This is a genomic window from Allobosea sp. 10L417, assembly GCF_056395485.1.
On the sequence record NZ_JBFTJP010000008.1, the window covers coordinates 106,744 to 130,564 of the forward strand.

Annotated in this window: 23 protein-coding genes and 1 pseudogene; 6 read left to right on the forward strand and 18 right to left on the reverse strand. The window is 66.0% G+C overall.

Annotated features, from left to right (window positions below; genetic code table 11):
* Positions 1-85 precede the first annotated feature (85 nt).
* The 5 genes from AC1DE3_RS19545 to AC1DE3_RS19565 all read right to left on the reverse strand — a co-directional run bounded on the left by AC1DE3_RS19545 (position 86) and on the right by AC1DE3_RS19565 (position 6,839).
* Positions 86-1,519, reverse strand: coding sequence for an amidohydrolase family protein (locus tag AC1DE3_RS19545; RefSeq protein ID WP_476780099.1), 1,434 nt, complete (start codon positions 1,517-1,519; stop codon positions 86-88).
* A 172-nt stretch (positions 1,520-1,691) separates the two neighbouring features.
* On the reverse strand, positions 1,692-3,281 hold the full coding sequence (locus AC1DE3_RS19550; RefSeq protein WP_476780100.1) for an ABC transporter substrate-binding protein: 1,590 nt from the start codon (positions 3,279-3,281) through the stop codon (positions 1,692-1,694).
* A 43-nt stretch (positions 3,282-3,324) separates the two neighbouring features.
* A complete protein-coding gene (locus AC1DE3_RS19555; RefSeq protein ID WP_476780101.1) occupies positions 3,325-4,236 on the reverse strand; it encodes an ABC transporter permease in 912 nt (303 codons plus the stop codon).
* A complete protein-coding gene (locus AC1DE3_RS19560; protein WP_441509948.1) occupies positions 4,236-5,177 on the reverse strand; it encodes an ABC transporter permease in 942 nt (313 codons plus the stop codon). Before AC1DE3_RS19560 ends, AC1DE3_RS19555 begins: the two co-directional genes overlap by 1 nt.
* Before the next feature lie 15 nt (positions 5,178-5,192).
* Positions 5,193-6,839: an amidohydrolase gene (locus AC1DE3_RS19565; RefSeq protein WP_476780102.1), complete on the reverse strand. Its 1,647-nt coding sequence runs from the start codon at positions 6,837-6,839 to the stop codon at positions 5,193-5,195.
* Between the two features lie 324 nt (positions 6,840-7,163).
* Here AC1DE3_RS19565 and AC1DE3_RS19570 point away from each other — a divergent pair, with 324 nt between their 5' ends.
* A complete protein-coding gene (locus tag AC1DE3_RS19570; RefSeq protein WP_441509950.1) occupies positions 7,164-7,742 on the forward strand; it encodes a cupin domain-containing protein in 579 nt (192 codons plus the stop codon).
* Between the two features lie 24 nt (positions 7,743-7,766).
* On the opposite strand, the pseudogene tam reads toward AC1DE3_RS19570, so the two are convergent.
* From tam to AC1DE3_RS19600, 6 genes and pseudogenes are all read right to left on the reverse strand, one after another.
* Positions 7,767-8,551, reverse strand: a pseudogene (tam, locus tag AC1DE3_RS19575) (trans-aconitate 2-methyltransferase).
* Entirely contained in the window at positions 8,548-9,327 is a 780-nt protein-coding gene (locus tag AC1DE3_RS19580; RefSeq protein WP_476780103.1) for a class I SAM-dependent methyltransferase, read from the reverse strand. Before AC1DE3_RS19580 ends, tam begins: the two are co-directional and overlap by 4 nt.
* A 3-nt stretch (positions 9,328-9,330) precedes the next feature.
* Positions 9,331-9,600: a hypothetical protein gene (locus tag AC1DE3_RS19585; protein WP_476852676.1), complete on the reverse strand. Its 270-nt coding sequence runs from the start codon at positions 9,598-9,600 to the stop codon at positions 9,331-9,333.
* Positions 9,579-10,103 (reverse strand): ABC transporter ATP-binding protein, encoded by a 525-nt coding sequence (locus AC1DE3_RS19590; RefSeq protein WP_476852677.1) that lies wholly within the window; start codon positions 10,101-10,103, stop codon positions 9,579-9,581. The genes AC1DE3_RS19585 and AC1DE3_RS19590 overlap by 22 nt, the downstream gene beginning before the upstream one ends.
* A gap of 3 nt (positions 10,104-10,106) precedes the next feature.
* Entirely contained in the window at positions 10,107-11,168 is a 1,062-nt protein-coding gene (locus AC1DE3_RS19595) for a FecCD family ABC transporter permease (protein WP_476780105.1), read from the reverse strand.
* A gap of 13 nt (positions 11,169-11,181) precedes the next feature.
* Complete coding sequence (locus AC1DE3_RS19600) at positions 11,182-12,318, reverse strand: ABC transporter substrate-binding protein (RefSeq protein ID WP_476780106.1); 1,137 nt, start codon at positions 12,316-12,318, stop codon at positions 11,182-11,184.
* Between the two features lie 300 nt (positions 12,319-12,618).
* Here AC1DE3_RS19600 and AC1DE3_RS19605 point away from each other — a divergent pair, with 300 nt between their 5' ends.
* Together AC1DE3_RS19605 and eutC are read left to right on the forward strand one after the other, a co-directional pair.
* Complete coding sequence (locus AC1DE3_RS19605; protein WP_476852678.1) at positions 12,619-14,007, forward strand: ethanolamine ammonia-lyase subunit EutB; 1,389 nt, start codon at positions 12,619-12,621, stop codon at positions 14,005-14,007.
* A complete protein-coding gene (gene eutC / locus AC1DE3_RS19610; protein ID WP_476852679.1) occupies positions 14,004-14,771 on the forward strand; it encodes an ethanolamine ammonia-lyase subunit EutC in 768 nt (255 codons plus the stop codon). The genes AC1DE3_RS19605 and eutC overlap by 4 nt, the downstream gene beginning before the upstream one ends.
* Positions 14,772-14,843: 72 nt before the next feature.
* On the opposite strand, the gene AC1DE3_RS19615 is transcribed toward eutC, so the two are convergent.
* The 4 genes from AC1DE3_RS19615 to AC1DE3_RS19630 form a co-directional block, all read right to left on the reverse strand.
* Complete coding sequence (locus AC1DE3_RS19615; protein ID WP_476780109.1) at positions 14,844-15,908, reverse strand: phosphotransferase family protein; 1,065 nt, start codon at positions 15,906-15,908, stop codon at positions 14,844-14,846.
* A 9-nt stretch (positions 15,909-15,917) separates the two neighbouring features.
* The gene (locus AC1DE3_RS19620) at positions 15,918-17,135 is read right to left on the reverse strand and encodes an acyl-CoA dehydrogenase family protein (RefSeq protein ID WP_476780110.1); all 1,218 of its coding nucleotides are present in this window, start codon (positions 17,133-17,135) and stop codon (positions 15,918-15,920) included.
* Between the two features lie 8 nt (positions 17,136-17,143).
* The gene (locus tag AC1DE3_RS19625; protein WP_476780111.1) at positions 17,144-17,890 is read right to left on the reverse strand and encodes an SDR family NAD(P)-dependent oxidoreductase; all 747 of its coding nucleotides are present in this window, start codon (positions 17,888-17,890) and stop codon (positions 17,144-17,146) included.
* 130 nt (positions 17,891-18,020) lie between these two features.
* Positions 18,021-18,227 (reverse strand): CsbD family protein, encoded by a 207-nt coding sequence (locus tag AC1DE3_RS19630; protein WP_441509961.1) that lies wholly within the window; start codon positions 18,225-18,227, stop codon positions 18,021-18,023.
* Positions 18,228-18,385: 158 nt separating this feature from the next.
* On the opposite strand from AC1DE3_RS19630, the gene AC1DE3_RS19635 reads away from it, so the two are divergent.
* The gene (locus tag AC1DE3_RS19635; protein WP_441509962.1) at positions 18,386-18,721 is read left to right on the forward strand and encodes a GIY-YIG nuclease family protein; all 336 of its coding nucleotides are present in this window, start codon (positions 18,386-18,388) and stop codon (positions 18,719-18,721) included.
* Positions 18,722-18,919: 198 nt separating this feature from the next.
* On the opposite strand, the gene lepA is transcribed toward AC1DE3_RS19635, so the two are convergent.
* The gene (lepA, locus tag AC1DE3_RS19640) at positions 18,920-20,725 is read right to left on the reverse strand and encodes a translation elongation factor 4 (protein WP_476852680.1); all 1,806 of its coding nucleotides are present in this window, start codon (positions 20,723-20,725) and stop codon (positions 18,920-18,922) included.
* A 250-nt stretch (positions 20,726-20,975) separates the two neighbouring features.
* Between lepA and AC1DE3_RS19645 the strand changes: the two genes are divergently transcribed.
* Both AC1DE3_RS19645 and AC1DE3_RS19650 read left to right on the forward strand, forming a co-directional pair.
* The gene (locus AC1DE3_RS19645) at positions 20,976-21,575 is read left to right on the forward strand and encodes a helix-turn-helix domain-containing protein (protein ID WP_476780113.1); all 600 of its coding nucleotides are present in this window, start codon (positions 20,976-20,978) and stop codon (positions 21,573-21,575) included.
* The gene (locus AC1DE3_RS19650) at positions 21,572-22,108 is read left to right on the forward strand and encodes an N-acetyltransferase family protein (protein ID WP_476780114.1); all 537 of its coding nucleotides are present in this window, start codon (positions 21,572-21,574) and stop codon (positions 22,106-22,108) included. Before AC1DE3_RS19645 ends, AC1DE3_RS19650 begins: the two co-directional genes overlap by 4 nt.
* A gap of 15 nt (positions 22,109-22,123) precedes the next feature.
* Here AC1DE3_RS19650 and AC1DE3_RS19655 read toward each other — a convergent pair whose 3' ends face one another.
* Positions 22,124-22,552, reverse strand: a complete 429-nt coding sequence (locus AC1DE3_RS19655) for a hypothetical protein (protein WP_476780115.1) — start codon at positions 22,550-22,552, stop codon at positions 22,124-22,126.
* Complete coding sequence (locus AC1DE3_RS19660; protein ID WP_476780116.1) at positions 22,552-23,817, reverse strand: N-acetylmuramidase domain-containing protein; 1,266 nt, start codon at positions 23,815-23,817, stop codon at positions 22,552-22,554. Before AC1DE3_RS19660 ends, AC1DE3_RS19655 begins: the two co-directional genes overlap by 1 nt.
* Positions 23,818-23,821 lie beyond the last annotated feature (4 nt).

A 23,821-nucleotide genomic window follows, 5' to 3' on the forward strand; every position in this document is an offset into this window, starting at 1 on the left:
CTCACAATGCGGCGATGCGGCCATGCGCAAGGCACAGCCCGGGCTGGCCGCCGCACGACGACGCGGCCCGGGCTCTGCCGCCGGCTTACTTCACGGGGAAGGTCAGCGGCGAATAGTCGGTGACCGGACGCTTGATCCAGTCATTGCCCGGTGCCGCAGCTTCCGTCCGCTTCTGAGCTTCGTGGAGGCGCAAAGCCGCCGCGGGATAGTCCATGGTCAGGACGGTGCCGTCGCGCACGACGAGCTTCCCGTCGACATAGACGCGGTCGACCGCGCGCTCGGCAGCGGCATAGACCATGCTGCGAACGGGGTCGCGGTGCGGCTGCATCATCGGGTGCCTGAGATCGACCATGACGAGGTCGGCCTTGCAGCCGGCTTCAAGCCGCCCGATGTCGTCGCGGCCGAGCGCGGCAGCGCCGGCCGTGGTCGCGGCCTCGAAGATGTCGGTGGTGGTGAGCGTACGCGGGTTCTCCGCCATCAGCCGGGCGACATAGCCGACATGGCGCATCTCCTCGAGCATGTTATGCGGATAGGTGTCGGTGCCCAGGCCGATCCGGACGCCGGCGCGGCGATAACGCCCGAAATCATCGAGCGCGATGCCGCGACGCATGAAGACCGTCGGGCAATGGGCGACCATGGTGTCGGTCTCGGCGAGCAGCGCGAGGTCGCGGCGGCTGTGCCAGCCGAGGCGCGGATAATCGTCGAGGAAGATGCCGTGGCCGACGATGCTGGTCTCGCCGAGGACGCCGAGCTTCTCCAGCCACTGGATCGGCGTCACGCCATGGCGGCGGGTGATCTCGTGGAACTCGACCGTCGACTGGGCGGCGTGGATCTGCCAGGGCAGGCCGCGACGCCTGGCTTCGGCGTAGCTGTCCTTGATCAGGCCCTCGCTGCAGGTGTCGATCTGGGCGGGGCAGACCATGCCGAAGAGCCGGCCGGACGGGTGCTTCTGCGCCTGCTCGATGACGTCGAAGGCGGTCGCCATGGCAGCGGCACCGGCCTTCTCGTCCCATTCGTATTCCACGACATGGCCGTTCTTGGTGTACCAGCGTGCCGAGCGGAACATCGGCGAGACGCAGACGCGCAGGCCGCTATCGGCGGCCAGATCGAGCCAGCCGGGATGGGCGACCGAGAGATCGGCGAGCGTGGTAACGCCGGAGAGCAACAGTTCGGAATAGGCGACCTGCACGCAGTCCGGCACCGCCTCGGCATCGGGCCGCAGGATCGGCATGAACTCGTAGAGCGAGGAATTGTAGAGCGCGGGCGAGCCGAGCTCGTCGAGGAAGCCCTTGTTGAGCGCCTCGCTCGAGGGGTGCGAATGAATGTTGACGAGGCCGGGCATGACCATGCGCCCGTGGCCGTCGACGGTCTCGTCGGCCTGCCCCTCATAGCGGGCGCCGACATAGCGCAGCGTGCCATCCTCGAAGGCGACATCGGCTCCGCGCAGATAGACATGCCGGGCGGCTTCCGCATCCCAGGCGACAACGACGTCGGCGTTCTTGATGACCGTGATCGTCATGATGTTCCCTCCTCAGAGCATTCCCGCGCCGCTTCGAAGCGTTGAAATTCTCTATCCCTTTGTTTTGACGCATTTTCTTCACGCGAACCGGTAGCCACTTCGCTCGAAAATGCTTCTCCAGCCAGACGTCGAAAAAGCGCCGCGCGACCGGGGCCACGCGGCGCTGAGGAAGCTAGCGCTTCAGCTTGATATCCAGCCCCTTGTAGAGGCCGGCGCCGTAGATGCCGTGGGCGCGCACGCCCTCGACCCGGTCACCCGCGACCACCCAGAGCGGCTGCGACGCCAGCGGCACCCAGACATTCGCCTCGGTGAGCTGGTTCTGCACGGCGCCGATCGCCTGCTTGCGCTTGTCCGCATCGACGGCGGTCGCCGCCGCCTTGAGCAGCTCGTCGGTCTTCGCGTCCTTCCAGTTCATCCGGTTCGGCGTCGGTGCCTGCCGGCTGGCGAAGTAGAGGTTCAGCGCCTCGGTGGCCGTCACATAGGGGTAGGACATGTAGAAGGCATCGAACTCCTGCGTCGCGAGCTTGCCCCAGGCGACGGTGGCGTCCCAAAGCTGGATCTTCAGGTCGATGCCGACCTTGCGCAGATCGGCCTGCATCGCCTCGGAGATGCGCGGATTCACGTCGTTGCGGATGCCGTAGACGATGAAGGTTGCCTTCTGGCCGTCCTTCTCGCGGATGCCGTCGGCGCCCGGCTTCCAGCCAGCCGCTTCCAGCACCTTGATGGCGCGGGCGGCGTCATGCTTGGGCATCTTGCCGGCCGAATCCTTGTCGTAGTCGAGCACGGCCGGGTTGAGCAGCGAAGGCAGCGCGGTGCCCTTGCCGAAGAAGATCGCCTTGGCGATGGCCTGCTTGTCGACGGCCATGTTGACCGCTTCGCGGATCGCCGCGTCCTTCGAAACGGGCTTGTCGACCTTGAAGCCCATGAAGATGTCGTAGATGTAGTTTTCCTGCCGCTGCACCGTCATGCCCGGGATGCGCTGCATCGTGTCGAGCGCGATATAGGGCATGTAATAGGTCACGTCGGCCTGCTTGGCCTGGATCGCGGCCATCAGCGTGTTCGACTCGGGAATGACCTTCCAGACGATTTCGTCGATCTGCGGCTTCGGGTCCTTGTAGATCGGCGGGCCCCAGCTGTAGTGCGGGTTTTTCTTGAGCACCAGCTCCTGGCGCGGGGTCCATTTCGACCAGCAATAGGGGCCGGTTCCGTTGAAGCCCTGCACGCCGAAGTTCGGGCCGAGCTTCTCGACCGTGTTCTTGTCGACGACCGAGGCGAAGGACAGCGCCATCTGGAACAGCAGGTCGCTATAGGGCTCCTTCAGCTCGTAGATCAGCGTGGAATCGCCCTCGGCGCGGATATCCTTGACCGGTCCGCCACGGAAGGAGACGGGCGACTTGTTGGCCGGGTCGGTCCAGCGCTTCAGCGAATAGACGACATCGTCGATCGTCATCGGCCGGCCGTCGCAGAACTTGACGTCGTTGCGCAGCTTGAAGGTGTAGGTCATGCCGTCCGGCGAAACCGTCCAGCTGTTGGCGAGGCCGGGCTTGATCGTCTTCATGTCGAAGTCGACCGTCACGAGCGTATCCGCCATCATGTAGAGCACCTCGGCGGCGGCCGTGGCGGTGGTGCGGATCGGATCGTAGTTGTCGGCGTCGATCACGCGCAGGATCGAGAGCGGCGCCTTCTGCTGCGCCAGGGCCGGCATGGCGGCCAAGGTCGCGGCAGCAGCACCGGCCAGAAGCAAGGTGGATCGTTTCATCATCGGTCTGGTCCCCTTTTGACGTTTCTTGACTGGAATGAGCGGCTTACTTGCGCAGCTTCGGATCGAGAGCGTCCCTCAGCGCATCGCCGAGCACGTTGAAGGCGAGGACGACCGCGAAGATCGCGAGACTCGGCAGCACCGAGACATGCGGCGCGAAGAACAGAAAGTTGCGGCCGTCGGCGGCCATCGCGCCAAGCTCGGCTGTCGGAGGCTGGGCGCCCAGTCCAAGGAAGGAGAGCGCCGCGCCGAGCAGAATGACCTGGCCGAAGCGCAAGGTGACGAAGACGAACATCGCCGAGAGGCAGTTCGGCAGGACATAGCGCAGGATGATGCGGAGATCGCTGAGGCCGAGCGAGCGGGCCGCCTCGATATAGCCCTGCTGCAGCACCACCAGCGCCGAGCCGCGCACGACGCGCGCCATCAGCGGCACGGTCGCGATCGAGAGCGCGATGATGACCGCCGTCAGCCCGGGCCCGAAGATAGCGGCGATGGCGAGGCCGAAAAGGATGGCCGGGAAGGAGAGCAGCACATCCATCAGGCGCATCAGGACGCCCGAGAGCTTGGGATAATAGGCCGCGGCGAAGCCGATGACGCCACCGATCAGGCAGCCGAAGATCACCGAGGCGCTACCCATGAGCAGCGTCGTCCTGAGGCCGAAGAGCAGGCGGGTGATCATGTCGCGGCCCTGCCCGTCCGTGCCGAGCAGGCCCATCTCGCCCGGCGGCTTCAGCGTGTTGGCGAGGTCGTTGCCGTAGGGATCGGTCGGGGCGAGCCAGGGCGCGAACACCGCGCCGAGGATCGCGAGCACGACTAGGGCGAGCGCGATGCAGGCGCCGACATCGGAGAGCAGCATCCTGAGCACCGTCTTCCGGCGGACAGGCGTGGCGGCGGCCACACTCACGGCGGCTTCCACCGCGCTGGTGCCGGGCTGGAGCGGGCTGGTGACGGAACTCATCAGGCGCCCCTCACACGTGGGTCGAGCACGGCATAGAGGACGTCCACCGCGAGATTGACCAGGATGAAGCCCAGCGACAACACGATGATCGTGCCCTGCGCCATCGGCAGGTCGCTCGACAGGATGGCACCGACCGCGAGCCGGCCGATGCCCGGCCAGCTGAACACGGTCTCGGTCACCACTGCGCCGCCGAGCAGGAAGCCAATCTGCAGGCCGATCAGCGTGACGACCGGCACCAGCGCATTGCGCAGCGTGTGCCTGATCAGCACAACCCACTCAGCCAGCCCCTTGGCGCGGGCGGTGCGAACATGGTCGGCGCCGAGTTCGTCGAGAACCGAGGTACGGGTCATACGTGCGACCGGGCCGACGAAGACGCCGCCCAGTGTGAGCGCCGGCAGGATGACGCCCTGCAACCCTTCCCAGGTCCAGAGCGGGCCGACGCGGCCGGTGAAGGGCAGGATCGGGTATTTGAAGCCGAAGAGCCAGATCAGGCCGAGCCCCAGAAAGAAGACCGGCAGCGAGACGCCCGCGACCGAAACCGCCATGATCGCGCGATCGAGCAGCGAGCCGCGGAAATAGGCGCCGAGCGTGCCCAGCAGCATGCCGAGCGGGATCGCCCAGACCAGCGATGCGAACATCAGCTCGAGCGTCGGGCCGATGGTATTGCCAAGCTCCTGCACGACCGGGACGTTGTTGATGATGGAGACGCCGAGATCGCCCTGCGCAAGGCGCCCGATATAGATCAGGAACTGCTTCCAGAGGGGCTGATTGAGCCCCAGCTCCTGACGGATGGCCTCGACGACGTCCTGCGTCGCGGTCGGGCCGGCGCGGACCTGCGCCGGGTCGGTCGGCACCACCTGCATCAGCAGGAAGCCGATCAGCAGCACGCCGAGCAGGACCGGGAGGACCAGCAGCAGCCTTTGCAGCGTATGTCGGAGCATGAAGTGGTCCCCGGCCTATTGCGCGGCAGCGGCAAGCTGACCGTGACGGTCGAAAACGACCTCGCCGCCGAGCAGCGTCAGGTCGCAACGCACCTCGTTCTCGACCGCTTCGACCGGAACCGAGAAGATGTCGTGCGAGAGCACGGCGACGTCAGCGAGCTGGCCGGGAACGAGCCGGCCGAGCTTGTCCTCGGCGAACTGGGTGTACGCGCCGAGAAGCGTATAGGCGTGGACCGCCTCCTCCATGCTCAATCGCTCGGCGCCGCCTATCACCGTGTGGCGCTTGGTCTGGCGGGTGACCATGGTGAAGAGGTTCTTGAACGGATCGGTGGCGCAGACCGGCGCATCCGAGCTCGCCGCGGCGTGAAGCCCGGCATCAAGCCATTTGCGCATCGGATAGGAGGCACCGGCGCGCTGCTCGCCGAGATTGATCACGTAGAGATCGCCGAACTCGTAGATGAAGGCCGGCTGCGGCACGGGGTCAATGCCGGCCGCCGCCATGCGCGCGAGCTGGCCGTCGGTCAGGAAGCCGCAATGCTCGATGCGGTGGCGGCGCCCGCGGATCGGGTACTCGGGGCTGTCCGCCTTCTCGATACCGGAGAGCACCTGCTCGATCGCGGCGTCGCCGATGGCGTGGATAGCGAGCTGGTAGCCGAGCTTGTGATAATGCGCGAGATAGCCGTGCATATCGGCGTCGGAATAGATGAAGATGCCGCGATTGTCGGGGTCGCCGACCAAGTAGGGCTCGCTCATCGCGGCGGTCAGACCGCCGGCACTACCGTCGCCGAAGACCTTCATCGCGCCGTAGCGCAGCAGGCCCGTCTCGCGGCCGAAGCGATAGCCGGCCGCATGCGCCTCGTCGCCGATGCCATCGGCATTGCCGTAGATGCAGACCCAGGTGCGGACCGGCAACGTGCCGGCGCGCGCGACCTCCTCATAGGCCTCGATCTCGGCCATGCCCGCGCCCATGCCGACACCGGCATCCATCACGCTGGTGAAGCCCTGCGCGAGCATGTAGTGGCCGGCCTTCTCGATCGCTGCCTTCAGCTCGGCAATGCTCGGCTGCGGCATGGCCTCGACGATCAGCCGCATGGCGCTCTCGGCCAGCAGGCCGGTCAGCTTGTTGTCGCGCCGCTCGATCAGGCCGCCAGCCGGGCTGGGAGTATTGTGGCCGATGCCCGCGGCCGCCATGGCCCGGCCGTTGACGACGCCGACATGGCCGCAGGTGCGCTTGATGTAGACGGGATTGTCCGGCGCTATGCGATCCAGCTCCTCGGCCGTGGGATGGCGCCCCTCGGCGAGTTCGTTATGGTCGTAGCCGCGGCCGGTGACCCATTCGCCGGGCTTCTTGCCTTTCACCGCGGCAGCGATGCGACGCAGGATTTCGTCGATGCTGTTGACGCCTTCCTCAGGGCGCAGATTGACCTCGCCCATGGCGAGGCCAAGCGGCAGCAGATGCATATGCGCGTCGTTGAGGCCGGGAATGGCGACGCGACCGGCGAGATCGACGACCTTCGTTCCCGCGCCCTGCAGAGCGGCAATCTCAGCAGCCGATCCGGCTGCGAGCACCTTGTCGCCCGCGATGGCCAGCGCTTCCACGAAGCCTTCCGCCAAGCCGCAGAAGATGCGGCCATTCAACAAAACGGTCTCGGCCTGCGTCATCGACCCTGTTTACCCTGTTTTCCCTGTTGAATTCTCGCCAGGGGTCTTGGCACGCGACTAGTATTCGGCAAGCAGCTACCGTCACATGGGAACGAAACATCGCTTCCACGCGGTCCTACCGGACAGGATCAAGAATTTAGTCTGGACGGCCTGCTCTAAACGCGAAAACTATTCCACTCCGCCGGTTCCCCATGACACTATTTTCTTATTGGCTTTCCGTCAGCATTGCTCAGAATATTGAGCATGGCAAGGGCCGTCGAGCGGGCGCGCCCTGCATGACGCGCAGAAACGACAAGGCGCGCAAAACGGGGAGGCTGAACAGCGATGAGCTTTGATGTCGGCGGAAGGCTGAAGGAAATAAGGCTCGCAGCCGGGCTTTCCCAGCGCGAACTTGCGGCGCGCTCGGGCGTGACACACAGCCTGATCTCGCTGATCGAGCAGAATCGGAACAGCCCGTCGGTGGCGTCGCTGCGCAAGATTCTCGACGGCATCCCGATGAGCATGGTGAATTTTTTTGACGAAGCCCGGGCGCCGAAGGACAAGGTCTTCTTCGAGGCGCCGGACCTGCTCGACCTCACCTCGCGGCTGCATCAGGTCAATGGCGGCGAAAGCCGGGGGCAGATGTCCTTCCGCCAGGTCGGCGATGCGCAGGCGCACAACCTGCAGATCCTGCACGAATCCTACGAGCCCGGCGCCGATACCGGCATCGCGATGCTCAAGCACGATTCGCATGAAGGCGGCGTCGTGCTCGCCGGAGAGCTCGAGATCACCGTCGGCGACCAGGTCAAGGTGCTCAAGCCGGGAGACGCCTATCTCTTCGACAGCCGCATCCCGCATCGCTACCGCAATATCGGCACGGAGCGCTGCATCGTCGTCAGCGCCTGCACGCCGCCCTATCTCTAGGCCGCGTGCCCGGCGCCGGCAGCGTCAGCCCTCGCGAACCGCGACGATGAACAGGCGCGGGAAGCGCAGCAGCACCTTGCCGTCCTGTTCGGGCGGATAGGCCGGCGCAATGCGCGCGAGATAGCGCGTGAGGAAGACCTCCCGCTCCTCAGCCGTCAAACGGTCGAGATAGGGCTTGAGCCCGTGCTCTTGAACCATTCGGCGATGGCTTCGACGCCGGCGAGCGCATGCACATAGGTCGTCTGCCAGATGTCGACCCGGCAGCCTGCGGCCATCAGCCAGCGGCGGTAATCGCCGAAGGAACCGATTGCCGAGCGCTCCGCCTTGGCGGTGGCCAGCCGCACTGCCCAAGGCCCTTGCGCCGCGACCTCGCGCATCGCGACATGCGAGGGCTCAGCGAGATTGTTCGGCATCTGCACGGCGAGGCAGCCGCCCGGCTTGAGCGAACCTGCCAGCCGCGGAAACAGGCCTTCATGGTCGGGCAGCCATTGCAGCACGGCATTGGCGAAGATCAGGTCGTAGCCCGCCGCATCCGACCATGAGTTCACGTCGCCCAGCACGAAGGACAGGTTCGGCAGGCGTTTGCGTGCCTTCTCCAGCATGTCCGGCGAGGAATCGAGCCCCTCGGTCGCGGCACCCGCAAACCGCTGCGCGACCAGTTCGGTGCTGTTGCCGGGGCCGCAGCCGAGATCGATGCAGCGCTTGGGATCGCCGAGCGGGACCCGGGCGAGAAGATCGATCGACGGGCGCGTACGCTCATCCTCGAAGCGCAGATATTGTGCGGCGTCCCAGTCGGGCTTTGCGGTCATGCCGAAGGCTTCCGTGCGAGCAGGGCGAAGCGGGTCGAGGATGCCAGCCGGATCGCGTCGTGCAGCGGAGCAGCTCGCTGCTGCTCGCGAACGACCTGGATATAGTCGGCCGGGACGATATCGACGAAGCCCGCGGCCTTCAGCATCTCCTCGAGACGCTGCCGGCTGAGGCCGTCCTTGAAATAGAAGCGCTTGGTGATCGAGGCATGGGTGTCCGCGTCGATCTGGTGGACGGGCGCTCCGCGCCTGTCGCGCAACCAATTGCCGAAACGGTTGACCAGGGCCTGCCAGCGCGTGCGATTGACCCAGTCGCCGTCGATGACGAGCAGCCGCCCGCCGGGCCGCAAAACCCGGAACCATTCTCCAAGAGCCGCCTCCGGATCGGTCAGCGTCCAGACGAGATGGCGGGTGATCGCCGCATCATAGCTGGCGTCGTCGTCGAGCAAGTGCTCGGCATCGCCGAGCCGGAAACGCGCCGCCTTGCCATGCTTGGCGCGGGCGCGCTCCAGCATGGCCTCGGAGAAGTCGAGCGCGGTGACACGGTGGTTCAGCGAAAGCAGCGCACGGGTGATCTCGCCGGTGCCGCAGGCGAGATCCAGCACGTCGAGCGGTGCGGGGCCGAAGGAATCGCGGATCAGGCGCTGGAAGGCCTGCAACTCCCGGTCGGATTTGATCGCATGGCCGAAGGAAAGATCGAAGCTCTCGGCCCGCGCCGACCAATAGGCCCGGATCTCTTCCTTCAGTGTGAAATTGTCGTGCGGAGCGGAAGCGGACATGGCTCAATGAACCTGGATATAGGGCTCGACCAGAAGCGTGCCTCGGCTGGAATGCTCCAGATGCACGCCGACCGCATATGTCTCGGAGACGGCCGGATGCGCAAGCACTTCGGCCGGTGCGCCCGCCTGGGCGATGCGTCCGCCGTTCATCACGAGGACACGATCGGCGAAGCGCGCCGCGAGCGAAAGATCGTGGATCGCCACGACGGTAACGATGCCGCGCCGGCGCGTGGCCTCGCGGATCGTCGCCATTACGTCGAGCTGGCGGCGCACGTCGGCTCGTCGAGCAGGAGCACGTCGGGCTCGCGCACCAGCGCCTGGCCGATGGCGGCGAGCTGGCGCTGGCCGCCCGAGAGCGTGGCGATGTCACGCGAGGCGAAGGGAGCGAGGCCTAGCTCCGCGATCACCGCCTCGACGGCGCGTATATCCTCGGAAGAGGCCGCGAGCGCGAAACCGCGATGCAGGCTCTTGCGGGCGAGCAGGATGATGTCGAAGACCGAGAGCGCCACGCGCGCGTCGGTGTCCTGGGCGAGATAGAAGACCTTGCGCGCGCGTTCCCGCGCCGGAAGCATCGCAAGGTCGCGATCGTCGAGCTTCACCATGCCTGCCTGCGGGGCAAGCAGGCCAGCCGCGCAGCGGAACAGGGTAGACTTGCCCGAGCCGTTCGGACCGACCAAGGCGGTCAGTTCGCCGCGCGGCAACTCGCCGGTGCCCAGCCCTTGCAGGACAGGCGTGGCGCCATAGCGGAAATCGAGATCGCGGATTAGCAGCGCCACGGCTCAGGCCCCCCTGTTGCGGATCGACATGACCAGGCTGACGAAGAAGGGCACGCCGATCAGCGCGGTGATGATGCCGATCGGATAGATCACGCCCGGCGTGATCACCTTCGAGACGGTGGAGGCGAGCGAGAGCAGCACCGCGCTCGCGATCGTCGCGACCGGCAGGAAGAAGCGCTGGTCCTCGCCAACCAGAAGCCGCGCGATATGCGGGCCGACGAGGCCGATGAAGCCGATGCCACCGACGAAGGACACCGAGACCGCCGCCAGCAGCGAGGTCGCGATCAGGATCTCCAGCCGCAGCCGGTCGACGCGGACGCCGAGGCTTTCCGCCCGCTCGTCGCCGAGCCGGAGCGCAGTCAGTGCCCAGCCGCGCATCAGGAAGAAGGGCAGGGCCAGCGCAATCAGCACTGCGGCCACGCCGACCTTGCCCCAGCTCGCGCGGGCGAGGCTGCCCAGGGTCCAGAACACGATCTGGGTGAGTTGAACTTCGTTGGAACGATACTGCAGCAGCGCGGTGATGGCGTTGCAGGTGAAGAGGAGGGCGATGCCGACCAGGATCATCGTCTCGGCGCTGACGCCGCGCAGCTTCGTCATGAAGAACAGCACGAGCGAGGCGGAGAGAGCGAAGACAAAGGCGTTGGCCGTGACGATGAAGGGGCCGGCGCCGGGCAGGACGCTCCAGCCGAAGACGATGGCCACGGAGGCGCCGACCGTCGCTGCGGCGGAGACCCCGAGCGTGAAGGGATCGGCCAGCGGATTGGCGAGGATGGTCTGCATGCCGGCCCCGCTCAGGCCCAGCATGGCGCCGACGGTGAGCGCCATCAGCGCGATCGGCAGGCGCAGGTCCCAGACGATGACGGACAATCGCGGCGAGGCCGATTGCGGGTCGGCGAGCGTGCGCAGGACGTCGCCAAGCGGCAGATTGCCGGGCCCGATCGAGACATCGAGCGCTACCGCAAGCAGCAAGGCCAGCACACCGAGCAGAACGAGCTTCAGGCGCTTCGTGCTGCGCTTGCGGTAATCTGCGGTCGCAGCCGGCGTCACGGGCAGGACTGCCGTCATCGCTTGGCCGCGCTCACTGGAGTTTGGCCCAGAACACGCCGGAATAGGAGATCGGCAGGAACTTCTCGTGGAATTCCTTGAACACGGCCTCCGGATCGACGTCCTTGAAGCGATCCGGATAGAACTCCTTCGCCATGGCGAGTTCGGCGATGAAATAATAGGGCATGTCGTAGAACTGATGGTAGAAGGCCATTACTTTCTTGCCTTGCACGGCCTTGAGCTGCTGGAAGCCGGGCCGGTTCATCAGCGCCGCCATCTCCTTCTGAACCTTCTCGGGCGTCGCGTCATAACCGAGGCTGACGGCATTGCTGCCGGGATTGCTGCCATACCAGTTGGCGCCGGTCAGGAAGTAGATGTCGGGGTTGTCCGAGAGCACCTTTTCCTGCGCGGCCTGCGCCTGGAAGGCGGAGAAGAACTGGCTGCCCCAGTTGCGGCCGCCGGCCTCCTCAATATAGCGGCCGAAATTGAAGGGGCCGAAAGTGGCGCAGCAGGGCAGGAGGCCGGCAGCCCGCTCGACGAAGACCATGGGCTTCTGCTTGTCGGGGATCGCGCCGATTCGGGCGTAGATGCTCCGGGTCTGGCGCAGATAGTAATCGGCGAAGGCGTTCGCCTCCTTCTCGCGGCCCAGGACGCGGCCGAGGAGCTGTACGCTCGGCAGTGCGTTCTGGGTCGGATCCTGGCGGAAATCGACGAAGATCGTAGCGATGCCGGCCTTCTCCAGCTTCCCGAGCAGGCCGGTCTCCTGCGCCTTGAAGTAATTGGAGAGATCGAGGACGTAAACCTCGGTGCCGAGCGCGGCGATCTTCTCCATGCTGACATCGGCGGCATAGGGGTTGCCCATGTTCGCGACATCCTTGGCCTTCGGGAACTTGGCGAGATATTTCGCCCAGGCGCCGGGATCATTCTCGATCAGATCGTTGCCCCAGCCGACGACGCGCTTGAACGGGTCCTCGCGATCGAGCATCGCCAGCGTATAGAGCTGGCGGCCTTCGCTCAGCACGATCTTCGACGGATCGCGCGTGACGCTGACGACGCGGCCGGCGAGATCGGTGACCTCGATCGTTTCGGCGCTGGCGGAGGGAGCGGAGAAGACCGCCAGAGCCAATGCGGCCGCAGGCAGGAGGCGCGTCAGGCGGGACAGAGCGAACATGATAGCCGTCCATATCGAGAAGATCGCCCCGCGCTAACACAATCATTCGCCGGGAGACAAAGCAAATCTTCAGATTTTAATTATTCTAAAGAAATGAATACTGTGATTTTCTTTGGGAACGCACAGCATTCGATCACGGAACATTGCCCCCCAAGAGCATCGCGCGCTCGCTGAGACCCGGATTTCCACCCAGGCGCAGGGGGCCGACGAGGCTTTTGCCGGACGGCACGATTTGTGCTGGAAATTGCATCGCTCATGATCGGCCCGCCCAGGCCGGCGGCAGCGGAAAGGATAGGATCCGTGCCCTATCGCCATGTCATCGGCTCGCAGAGCTATGTCTTCGAGGATTTGCGCGACCTCATGGCCAAGGCCACGCCGCTGCGTTCGGGCGATCAGCTCGCCGGCCTCGCAGCTGCCTCCGCAGAAGAGGCCGTCGCTGCCCGCATGGCGCTGGCCGAGTTGCCGCTCAAGACCTTCCTCAGTGAAGTGCTGGTCCCCTACGAGACCGACGAGGTCACCCGCCTGATCCTCGACACGCATGACGCGGCGGCCTTCGCGCCCGTTGCAAGCCTGACGGTCGGCGACTTCCGCGACTGGCTGCTTTCGGACGAGGCGTCAAGCGAAGCATTGGCCCGGCTCGCCCGGGGCATCACGCCTGAAATGGCAGCGGCAGCCTCGAAGATCATGCGGCTGCAGGACCTGATCGCAGTCGCGCGCAAATGCCGGGTGGTGACCCGCTTCCGCAACACGATCGGCCTTGCCGGGACCATGGCCGTGCGGCTGCAACCGAACCACCCCGCCGACGATCCGCGCGGCATCGCCGCCTCGATCATCGACGGGCTCTCCTATGGCTGCGGGGATGCCGTGATCGGCATCAACCCGGTTTCCGACAATCTCGGCGTGCTCTCGGACCTGCTCAAGCTGCTCGACGAGGTCATCCAGCGCTACGCCATCCCGACGCAGGGCTGCGTGCTGACCCATGTGACATCCTCGATCGAACTGATCGGGCGCGGCGCGCCGGTTGACCTCGTCTTCCAGTCCGTCGCCGGCACGCAAGCGGCCAATCATACCTTCGGCATCGACCTTTCCGTGCTGCGCGAGGGCTACGAGGCCGGGCTTTCGCTGAAGCGCGGCACGCTCGGGCAGAACCTCATGTATTTCGAGACCGGCCAGGGCTCGGCGCTTTCGGCGGAGGCTCATCACGGCGTCGATCAGCAGACGCTGGAGGCGCGCGCCTATGCGGTCTGCCGTGCCTTCGATCCCCTGTTGGTCAACACCGTCGTCGGCTTCATCGGCCCGGAATATCTCTATGACGGCAAGCAGATTACCCGCGCCGGACTGGAGGACCATTTCTGCGGCAAGCTGCTCGGCCTGCCGCTGGGTTGCGACGTCTGCTACACCAACCATGCGGAGGCCGATCAGGACGATATGGACGCCCTGCTGACGCTGCTCGGTGCGGCCGGCGTCACCTATGTCATGGGCGTGCCCGGCGCCGACGACGTGATGCTGAACTATCAGTCGACCTCCTTCCACGACCAGCTCTACATCCGCGACGTCCTCGGATTGAAGCGCGCACCCGAATTCGAGCGCTGGCTCCGGGAGCAGGGCCTTACGGGGACGGATGGCCGGCTGCTGGCCCAGGCTGGCGCACCGCGCCTGGTCACGTCTTTGGCGGAGATGGTGGCGTGAGCGCGCCCGATCCCTGGCGGCGGCTTTCCGCGCTGACGCCGGCGCGCATCGGCATCGGCCGCGCTGGTTCGGGCCTCGGCACGCACGAAACCCTGCGCTTCGCCCTCGCCCATGCGCGGGCTCGCGACGCCGTCCATGCCGAGCTCGATGCGGCCGTGGTCGCCGCCGAGCTGGCATCTCTGGGGCTTGCCTCCCTGCAGGTCGCCAGCCGGGCGGCCGGGCGCGCCTCCTATCTGCTGCGGCCCGATCTTGGCCGCAGTCTCGCCCCGGAAAGCCGCGCGGCGGTCGCGGCCAGCGGCCTTGCCGGCTGCGATATCGCGCTCGTCATCGCCGACGGCCTTTCGGCGCGGGCTGTGCAGGCTCATGCTGCGCCCTTCATCGCGGCTTTCCTCCCGCTGGCGGAACGCAGCAGCTGGTCGCTGTCGCCGGCCATCATGGTCTCGCAGGGCCGGGTGGTCGTTGGCGACGAGATCGGCGAGCTCCTTGGCGCCAGGCTGACGCTGCTGCTGATCGGGGAGCGACCGGGCCTCTCCTGCCCCGACAGCCTGGGGCTCTACGTCACCTACGCCCCCCATCCTGGCCGCAACGACGGCGAACGCAACTGTGTCTCGAACATCCACGGCGCCGGCCTATCGCCGATCGAAGCCGCCGGCCGGGCCGCCTGGTTGATCGAGGCTTCGCTGTCGCGGGGTCTCTCGGGCGTCGCGCTCAAGGACGAGAGCACGGCCGGTGCGAGCCCGCGCCTCGCCGCCGACGCGCCCTGAACCCTGCCGTCGTGGCCGGGCTGGAACCGGCCATCTCGTGACCAGCGCGGTCTGGTCCAGAGATTCTAGGTTCTATGCTTCGCTTCGCCCGAGAATGACGCCTGCCTCTTCCATGGCTTCGAGCGCCCGCCGCGCGAAGCGCTGTGCCAGCGGCGCGAAGTCGGCGGCATTGGCAGCCGCCGCCGTGCCGCTCCTGACACGGTCGGCGATGCCGACGAAGATCACGGCGAAGCGGAACAGCGCGAAGACGAGGTGGAAGCGGGTGAGCGGAGCGGTCGGAACCGCAAGCGCATAGTAATGCGCGAGGAACTCGGCCTCGCTGGGAATGCCGAGCGCCGCATGGTCGAGCCCGAGGATGCCGCCATATTCGTCCGGCGCAGTATGCCAGGGCATGGCGCAGTAGCCGAGATCGGCGAGCGGATGGCCGAGCGTCGAGAGCTCCCAGTCGAGGATCCCGATCACTTCGGGCTGCGTCGGATGAAAAAGCAGATTGCCGAGCCTGAAATCGCCATGGGCGATCGAGACCTGCCCGTCATCGACAGGCAGCTGCGTGGGCAGCCAGCCGGCCACCGTTTCCAGCTCGGCGATAGCCTCCCCCCGTGACTCCCGCAGCTGCTTGGTCCAGCGCGCGATCTGGCGCTCGAAATAGTTTCCCGGTCTGCCGAAATCGCCGAGACCGACATCATCGGGCCTGACGGCATGGAGCTTCGCCAGGGCCTCGGCCATGCCGAGATAGAGGCCGCGCCGTTCTGCCGGCGCGATACCGGGCAAGGCGCAATCGTGGAAGACGCGGCCGTCCAGCCGTTCCATCAGGTAAAAGGGCGTGCCGAGCGGTTCAGGTTCGGCGTGGAACAGCACGGCGCGGGGCAGGGGCACATCGGTCGATGCCAGGGCTTCCAGAACGCGGAACTCGCGATCAATCGCATGGGCGCCGCGCAGGATCGGCCCTGTCGGCTGCTTGCGCAGCACCAGCCGCCACCCGCCGTGATCGACGAAATAGGTCGGGTTCGACTGGCCTCCGCCAATCCGCTCAAGCGATAGCGGAGCGCGGCCAAAGCGCTCGTCGAGGAAACCCGCCAGTGCGGCGGGGTCGAAATCCGCTTTGCCGCCTGCAGTCTCGCCGCTCCCTCCGGTCATGGCGATGCCCTAGCCTCGTGCCTGCCCGGCGACGGGCCAGCGCCAGAAATCCCGGCCTTCCTCGGTGAGGAAGCGGTTCAGCACCATCTTGTGGACCTCGTCGGCACCATCGACCAGCCGCGCCTGACGGGCATAGCGGTAGATCCACTCCAAGACGGTGTCCTTCGAATAGCCGCGCGCGCCATTGATCTGGATGGCGACATCGGCGGCATCGTGCAGGACATTGGCGACCTGGACCTTGGCCATCGAGACTTCCTTGCGGGCGAAGCCGCCGCGGTCGAGCTCCCAGGCGGCCTTCATCACCAGGATGCGGCCGATCTCGATGCGCATGGCGAGATCGCCGAGCTTGAGCTGGATGCTCTCGCGATCGGCGAGGCGCTGGCCGAAGCCGTAGCGCTCGGCAGCATAGGCCTGTGCGATCTCGATACAGCGCTTGGAAAGGCCGAGCCAGCGCATGCAATGGGTCAGGCGGGCCGGCCCGAGGCGAACCTGCGTCACCTTCATGCCCCTGCCCTCGCCGCCGAGCACGTTCTCGACGGGGATTTCGAGCCCGTCGAATTCGATCTCGCAATGGCCGCCATGCTCCTCCGGCCCCATGATCTCGATGCGGCGCAGGATGCGCCAGCCCGGCTGGTCGGCATGGAAGAGGAAGGCGGTGAGGCCGTTGCGCGGATCGTCCGAGGTGCGGGCGATGAGGATGAAGTGCTTCGCCTCCTCCGCGCCGGTGATGAACCATTTGCGGCCGCTGACGACGTAATTGTCGCCGCGGCGCTCGGCCCTGGTCAGAATCATCGAGGGGTCCGAGCCGCCCCCCGGATGCGGCTCGGTCATGGCGAAAGCCGAGCGGACCCTGCCCTCCACGATCGGCTTCAGCCAGCGCTCCTTCTGGTCGGGCGTGCCGAGCGCCTCCAGCACCATCATGTTGCCGTCGTCAGGGGCGGCCGAATTGAACACGACGGGGCCGAAGATCGAGCGGTTCATCTCCTCGTAAGCGACCGCCATGCCCATCTTGCCGAGCCCCGCCCCACCGGTCTCAGGCTTGAGCTGCAGGCACCAGAGCCCCTCGGCGCGTGCCTTCCCCCGGAGCGTCTGCAGCAGGGGCAGCGCGATGTTGCCATGAGCATCATAGGAGGCCCGGTCCGCTTCCAGCGGCATGATCTCACGCTCGACGAAGGAGGCGATGCGGACGCGGTAATCTTCGATGCGCGGGGAAATCTCGAAATCCATGGTCGTTCTCACAGCGACGAAACGAGATGGCCGCCATCGACCTCGATGGTCGCGCCGGTGATGTAGCTGCCCGCGGCCGAGACGAGCAGCAGCAAGGCTCCGTCGAGCTCTTCCGGCCTGCCGAGCCTTCGCTGCGGGATGCGCTTGATCAGTTGCATGCCGGGTTCGGTCGCGAAGAAATCCCGGTTGATGTCGGTCTCGACATAGCCGGGGCAGAGCGCGTTGACGCGGATGCCGTCACGCGCCCATTCGAGCGCCAGCGCCTTGGTCAACTGGATCACGCCCGCCTTCGAGGCGGCATAGGCGCTGACGTTGCCGGCAACGCGATGACCGAGGATCGAAGCAATATTGACGATGCTGCCGCCCCGGCCGCTTTCGCGCATGCCGCGCGCGACGGCCTGGGCAACGAAGAAGACGCCCTTCAGATTGGTGTCGAGCACGGCATCCCAATCACCTTCGGAGAGATCCGCCGCCATGCCCACCCCGCTCACGCCGGCATTGTTGATCAGGATGTCGAAATGCCGACCGGCGAGAGCTTCCACGATCGACGGAGCGCTGGCCACGTCCAGCACCATGCTTTTCGAGATGCCGCCTGCTTCGGCAATCTCCCCGCTCGCCTGATCCAGCGCCGATTGCCGGCGCGCGGCCAGCGTGACCTCGACACCGTGGCGCGCGAGCAGCTTGGCGAAATGCAGCCCCAGCCCACCGGAGGCCCCCGTCACCAGGGCGCTTTTTCCTGAGAGATCCTCGAACATCCGGCATCCCATCTCGAATCCGGCCCAGTCTCGGCCGGCCGCGCGCTGCGATCAAGGCGCCCAAACGTCGAAGCCCGGCGCGATGCGCCGGGCTTCCTCGGTTCATTCATGGCCGGCCGACGGCCGTCGCTCACTGCCAGGTCTGGCGGCCGTACCAGGCGTCGACATCGCTGCGGGCCTTGTCCTTGGCGATCCCGTAGCGCTCCTGGATCTTGCCCTCGAGCTGGTCGCGCTTACCGGCGATGACGTCGAGATCGTCATCGGTCAGCTGTCCCCACTGCTCCTTCACCTTGCCCTTGAGCTGCTTCCAGTTTCCTTCGACGCGGTTCCAGTCCATCGGGACCTCCTTAGGCGAGTGTGGATTCCCGGAAAGAACGCCTCAACGGCGCGATTGTTCACCTGGAATGCCACGGCGGTATAAATACCCGGATAAAATATTGCCTTATTAAAATCCGGGTATTATTTGTGTGCCATCAAACAGGACGGACTGCACCGATGCAGATGGCGGATAGGAAAGCGGCGACGGCCGCCTACAAGGAACGGAAGACGGTGGCGGGCATCTTCGCCCTCCGCTGTGAGGCGGCCGGGCTGACATGGGTCGGGCGGGCGCCCGATCTCACGACGATCGAGAACCGCCTGCGCTTCACGCTGCGCCATGGCAGCCACCGCCAGCGCTCCTTACAGGCGGCGTGGAACGCGCATGGCCCCGATGCCTTTCGCTTCGAGGCGCTGGAAAGGCTGGCGGACGAGGATATCGCCTATGTGCGGGATCGCGTGCTGAAGGAGCGTCTCGCCCATTGGCAGGCGAAGCTCGGCGCGGAAGCGCTCTAGCAGGTCAATTGCGGTCGTTGAGCGCTACCCTTGTCATTCCGGGGCGCGCCATGGCGCGAACCCGGAACCCACGACCGGGCGAGCCATCCCGCACCTCGTCATAAACCGTGACCCAGTCATGGCTTCCGGGCTCTTCGCTTCGCGAAGCCCCGGAATGACAGTGGTGGTTGTGACGAGGAACCGCGCGGCTGCGCCGGCTCAATCGTCCATTTTGAGGGCGGCGATGAAGGCTTCCTGCGGGATTTCGACCTTGCCGAACTGCCGCATCTTCTTCTTGCCTTCCTTCTGCTTCTCCAGAAGCTTGCGCTTGCGGGTGGCGTCGCCGCCATAGCATTTGGCGGTCACGTCCTTGCGCAGCGCCCGGATGGTCTCGCGGGCGATGATCTTACCCCCAATGGCAGCCTGCACCGGAATCTGGAACATGTGCGGCGGGATCAGCTCCTTGAGCTTCTCGCACATGGCGCGGCCGCGCGCATCGGCGCGCGAGCGGTGGACCAGCATCGAGAGCGCATCGACCGGCTCGGCATTGACCAGGATCGACATGCGCACGAGGTCGCCCTCGCGATAGTCGGTGATCTGGTAGTCGAAGGAGGCATAGCCCTTCGAGATCGACTTCAGCCGGTCGTAGAAGTCGAACACCACCTCGTTCAGCGGCAGGTCGTAGACGACCTTGGCCCGCGAGCCGACATAGTTGAGGTCGATCTGCAGGCCACGCCGGTCCTGGCACAGCTTCAGCACCGAGCCGAGATACTCGTCAGGCGTGAAGATCGTCGCCCTGATCCAGGGCTCCTCGATGAATTCGATCTTCATCACATCCGGCATGTCGGCCGGATTGTGCAGCTCCAGCGTCGTGCCGTCGCGCAGCTTGAGATGATAGACCACCGAGGGCGCGGTCGAGATCAGGTTGAGGTTGAACTCGCKCTCCAGCCGCTCCTGGATGATCTCCAGATGCAAAAGGCCGAGGAAGCCGCAGCGGAAGCCGAAGCCGAGCGCGGCCGAAGTCTCCATCTCGTAGGAGAACGAGGCATCGTTCAGCCGCAGCCGGCTCATCGCGGCGCGCAGCAATTCGAAATCGGCGGCGTCGACCGGGAAGATGCCGCAGAACACCACCGGCTGCACCGGCTTGAAGCCCGGCAGCGGCTCGGCGATCGGCTTCCTGTCGTCGGTAATGGTGTCGCCGACGGCGGTGTCCGCGACCTCCTTGATCGAGGCGGTGAAGAAGCCGACCTCGCCGGGGCCGAGTTCCTTGACCTCCTGCATCTTGGGCTTGAACACGCCGACGCGGTCGACGCCATAGGACGCCTTCGCCCGCATCATCCGGATGGTCATGTTCTTCTTGAGCACGCCGTCGATGACGCGCACGAGAACGACGACGCCGAGATAGGCATCGTACCAGCTATCGACCAGCAGGCATTTCAGCGGCGCGTCGGGATCGCCCTTGGGCGCCGGCAGTTTCTGGACGATGGCCTCGAGCACGCCCTCGATATTGAGTCCGGTCTTGGCCGAAATCGGCACGGCCTCGGAGGCATCGAGCCCGATCACATCCTCGATCTGCTGCTTGATCCGCTCGGGGTCGGCGGCGGGCAGGTCGATCTTGTTGAGGACGGTGACGATCTCGTGGTTGGCGTCGAGCGCCTGATAGACGTTGGCGAGCGTCTGCGCCTCGACACCCTGCGAGGCGTCGACGACCAGCAGCGAACCCTCGCAGGCCGCCAGCGAACGCGAGACCTCATAGGCGAAATCGACGTGGCCGGGGGTGTCCATCAGATTGAGGACGTAATCCTTGCCGTCCTGCGCACGGTAGTCGAGCCGCACCGTCTGGGCCTTGATGGTGATGCCGCGCTCCTTCTCGATATCCATCGAGTCGAGGATCTGCTCGCTCATGTCGCGGGCGGCGACGGTGCCGGTCTGCTGGATCAGACGATCGGCCAGCGTCGACTTGCCGTGGTCGATATGCGCGACGATCGAGAAGTTGCGGATATTGTCGATGGTGCGGGTGCTCATGCGCGCGCCATAGCAGTGAAGCCGCCTCGCGCCAAGCGGTTGGCCTGTCCGAAGGTCGCTCCGGGGCGCTTTTCCCGGAGCCGCCTCGTCATCCCGCACGAAGCGAAAGCGGAGATCCGGGATCCATCTTAGCGCGACAGAACCCTCCAGTAGGCCCCGGGTCAAGCCGCCGGATGGCGGAGGCTCCGTCGCGGACCCGTCCGAACGCACCCCCTTGCCAATTCCAATATATCAGAATTATTCTCCTAATATGGAATTTGAAAACGACATCGAGATCGACCGCCTGCTCGGGCAGCGGCTGAAAGCGGCTCGCCAGCGCCATGGCCTGACGCTCGACGCCCTCGCCGAGCGTAGCGGCGTCAGCCGTGCCATGATCTCGCGCGTCGAGCGCGGAGAATCGAGTCCGACGGCGGCGCTCCTGGTCCGGCTCGGCTCCGGGCTCGGCCTCTCGCTTTCGGCGTTGCTGGAAGAGCAAGCAGGAACCGGCCCGCTCGCACGCCGCGACGCCCAGCCGGTCTGGCGCGATCCTGCGAGCGGCTATCTGCGCCGCAATGTCTCGCCGCGCGGCACGGGCTCGGGCTTCGAGATCGTCGAGGTCGAATTACCCGCAGGCGCGGAAGTGCGGCTCGACAGCGCGACCGGCGCTCCGGCGCTCGATCAGCAGGTCTGGGTGCTCCGGGGCCGGCTCGACCTGACGGTCGAAGGCGCCCGCCACGAGCTCGCCGAGGGCGACTGCCTGCAGATGCATCTGCGCGGCGCGATCATCTACCGCAATCCGGGCAGCGCGCCCGCTCGTTACACCGTCATCCTCGCCGCCAGAAGCGGCGCCTTTCCGGGACATACCGCATGAACGCGACCACGCTCACCGTCGCCGTCGAAACGCTCGATGCCGGCGCTATCGAGGCAGCCATTCCCGCGCTTACCGAAATCCTGCGCGACTGCGTCGCCAATGGCGCCTCCGTCGGCTTCATGGATCGGAACACTCTGGCGGATTATGAGCGCTTCTGGCGCGATGTCGCAGCCGGCGTCGCAAGCCGGCAGGTCACCCTGTTCGTTGCACGAACTGCCGGGGGCCTCGTCGGCACGGCGCAATTGCATCTGATCGGCAAGCCGAACCAGCCGCACCGGGCGGAGATCGCCAAGGTGCTGGTGCATTCACGCGCGCGCCGACAAGGCATCGGCGAAGCGCTGATGCGGCATGCCGAGGCGGCGGCGCGGGACATGGGCCGCAATCTGCTCGTGCTCGACACCGACGAACATGGTGCCGCGCGCCGGCTCTACAACCGCCTCGGCTGGACGGAGGTCGGCACCATCCCGCGCTTTGCGCTGATGCCCGGCGGGGCCGATTGCGGATCGACCTTCTTCTACAAGGATTTGCGCTGAGGGGCTCTTGCGAGGTCAGCTCTTGCGGATCCTCCGCAGCACGACGGTCGGACCGGCCTGCTTGCCGGTGCTGCAGGAAACCTCGGCGATGTCAGCGAACTGGCCGGCTTTGAACGTGCAATCCCGCGGGTGGCCGAACATGCGTCTGCCGCTGCAGTGAACAACGAAGGCGTTGACCTTGGCGCTTGCGGTGCCGCCTATCTGGACGCCGCTGCCTGTCAGCATGCATTCGGCATAGCCAACGCGGATCGTTTCCCGCAGCATCACCTCTTGGCCGACGACATCGATCGCCAGGCCGAGATGGCCTTCGCGCTCAACGACGAGAACCCAGTCGCCTTTGAGATCGGAAAGGGCGGGCGCCGCGGCGAGGGGCTCGATCACGGCGAAAACAGCACCGCAGACGGCGATGCCGCGACATGCCACATGCATCGATCTGCCTAGCATCATCCCCTCCAGTGCTCGACCGGCGCAAAGACCGCACGTGACGGTGAGTTCCTCTCGAAGCCCTTGCGGCGGTCGGCGACGCGCTCCTCTGCAATTCCCGCGATACTGCGAAACAGAAACAATCCCGCCCCGACGGCCGCCGCCGGAACGAGGCCAGCGGACCCGAGATATGGCAGGGCGCCGACAGCGAGGTCGCCGAGAGATTTCGCAACATCGCCAGTTCCGGCCCCCGGCATGAAAATGGCTTTGAAAATGCCTTCGACCGACTGACCGATGCCGGGGATCGCTCCCAGCCCGCCGACGACACCGGCTGCGCCGACACCGATCGCGGCCTTGCGGTTGTTGTCGGCGGCCACGATGGCAGGCACGCCATCCTCATACAGATCTCCCGGCGTCGCCTGCGCTCGCGCCCGCGCGATCGGCATCGGCAACCCGCCCGCGAGAGCCAGCAAGGTCGCATCGTCGGGCTGTCCCGTCGCCGACAGGCCATTCTGCATCTGGAAGGCGAAGAGGGCGCCGGAGGTGATTGGACCGAAGAGACCGTCGATCTTGCCCACCGAATAGCCCAGACGGGCAAGGTGCTCCTGCACGCGTTCCATCTCGGTCCGCCCGCGCGTGACCGAAGGGGACAGGACCGTGGCGGCAGCACCGGGCATGCGCAACCGCGCCGCCCAGGCCCCGTAGGCTGTTTCCAGCCGCGTGTCGTAGCGGTTCGCGGCGTAGCCCTTGCCATTATAGCGATACGCGAAACCGGCCCAGTCGCGGCTCCGCAAGGCCCGCGTCATCGCGGGGTTCATCGCGATGAAGCGCAGCATCGCCTCGATCTGCGCGGTCACGCCCGTTGCCATGCTCGCGACCATATCGGTGGCCGAGGCGTAGCCCAGCGCGACCGCGTTGAAGCCCATGATCTGGCCGAGGCCCCAAGACGCCGAGCGATTGGCGAGCTCCTCGTGAATCGCCCGGGCGCGCTGCAGCACACTCAGACGGCCCGCACGCCCCTGATCGGCGTATTGAGAGGCGCGTTGCCAGCTCGGGATGGCGAGACCCTCCGCTTCCGCCCGCGCCAGCAGCGATGGCGCAGCCTCGCGCAGCAGCCGATGGAAGACATGCTTCTCGAACAGGAAGACGGGAGTGGCGCCGTCGGCCTCGAAGGCGCGACCATTGCTCTCGACCTCGACGACGGCGAGAGCTACGGCCGGCTCCAGCCCCTGTGTCTGGGCCAGCCGCGTGATCTCGTTGACGATGTCCTGCGTGAAATCGACCATAGGC

Bases quoted from the DNA above. Each gene is read 5' to 3' on its own strand.
- AC1DE3_RS19600 (WP_476780106.1), bottom strand. From the start codon at position 12,318: ATGTTCGCTCTGTCCCGCCTGACGCGCCTCCTGCCTGCGGCCGCATTG.
- AC1DE3_RS19620 (WP_476780110.1), bottom strand. From the start codon at position 17,135: ATGGATTTCGAGATTTCCCCGCGCATCGAAGATTACCGCGTCCGCATC.
- AC1DE3_RS19580 (WP_476780103.1), bottom strand. From the start codon at position 9,327: ATGTCCGCTTCCGCTCCGCACGACAATTTCACACTGAAGGAAGAGATC.
- AC1DE3_RS19645 (WP_476780113.1), top strand. From the start codon at position 20,976: ATGGAATTTGAAAACGACATCGAGATCGACCGCCTGCTCGGGCAGCGG.
- AC1DE3_RS19615 (WP_476780109.1), bottom strand. From the start codon at position 15,908: ATGACCGGAGGGAGCGGCGAGACTGCAGGCGGCAAAGCGGATTTCGAC.
- AC1DE3_RS19570 (WP_441509950.1), top strand. From the start codon at position 7,164: ATGAGCTTTGATGTCGGCGGAAGGCTGAAGGAAATAAGGCTCGCAGCC.
- AC1DE3_RS19625 (WP_476780111.1), bottom strand. From the start codon at position 17,890: ATGTTCGAGGATCTCTCAGGAAAAAGCGCCCTGGTGACGGGGGCCTCC.
- AC1DE3_RS19595 (WP_476780105.1), bottom strand. From the start codon at position 11,168: ATGACGGCAGTCCTGCCCGTGACGCCGGCTGCGACCGCAGATTACCGC.
- AC1DE3_RS19650 (WP_476780114.1), top strand. From the start codon at position 21,572: ATGAACGCGACCACGCTCACCGTCGCCGTCGAAACGCTCGATGCCGGC.
- AC1DE3_RS19545 (WP_476780099.1), bottom strand. From the start codon at position 1,519: ATGACGATCACGGTCATCAAGAACGCCGACGTCGTTGTCGCCTGGGAT.
- AC1DE3_RS19565 (WP_476780102.1), bottom strand. From the start codon at position 6,839: ATGACGCAGGCCGAGACCGTTTTGTTGAATGGCCGCATCTTCTGCGGC.
- AC1DE3_RS19635 (WP_441509962.1), top strand. From the start codon at position 18,386: ATGCAGATGGCGGATAGGAAAGCGGCGACGGCCGCCTACAAGGAACGG.
- AC1DE3_RS19550 (WP_476780100.1), bottom strand. From the start codon at position 3,281: ATGATGAAACGATCCACCTTGCTTCTGGCCGGTGCTGCTGCCGCGACC.
- AC1DE3_RS19630 (WP_441509961.1), bottom strand. From the start codon at position 18,227: ATGGACTGGAACCGCGTCGAAGGAAACTGGAAGCAGCTCAAGGGCAAG.
- AC1DE3_RS19660 (WP_476780116.1), bottom strand. From the start codon at position 23,817: ATGGTCGATTTCACGCAGGACATCGTCAACGAGATCACGCGGCTGGCC.
- AC1DE3_RS19655 (WP_476780115.1), bottom strand. From the start codon at position 22,552: ATGCTAGGCAGATCGATGCATGTGGCATGTCGCGGCATCGCCGTCTGC.
- AC1DE3_RS19555 (WP_476780101.1), bottom strand. From the start codon at position 4,236: ATGAGTTCCGTCACCAGCCCGCTCCAGCCCGGCACCAGCGCGGTGGAA.
- AC1DE3_RS19560 (WP_441509948.1), bottom strand. From the start codon at position 5,177: ATGCTCCGACATACGCTGCAAAGGCTGCTGCTGGTCCTCCCGGTCCTG.